We start from the raw sequence: 255 nt of genomic DNA, 5'->3' as shown, positions 1-255 counted from the left end.
CACCTGTTTTACCATTGACATTACCCGCCACAGAACCCGTAGCCGTTAAGACTACACCTGTTTCCGCTTTGGTATAAGTTACACCGGAGATAGTCACGGCACTTGTTCCAGCAGTCATAGTTCCTGTTACAGTACCACCTAAAGTACCTGTACCTGTTTTACGAGTTAAGGTGACAGTACCATCTAATGTAGCATTCACTGGATTGCCATTGGCATCCGTTAAGGTTACTGTTACGGCAAAACCAGTACCAGCAG

General features: G+C 45.9%; 1 protein-coding gene. It reads right to left on the bottom strand.

Annotation, left to right across the window (positions count from 1 at the left end):
* Positions 1 to 255, bottom strand: a 255-nt coding sequence (locus G9H60_RS13360; RefSeq protein ID WP_394369799.1) for a hypothetical protein, incomplete at both ends; no start/stop codon positions are given.

The sequence above is a fragment of the Aquirufa aurantiipilula genome, assembly GCF_019923745.1.
GTDB lineage: Bacteria > Bacteroidota > Bacteroidia > Cytophagales > Spirosomataceae > Aquirufa > Aquirufa aurantiipilula.
Note: the sequence above shows the minus strand (reverse complement) of the source record. Positions and strands in the feature narration are given on the sequence as shown.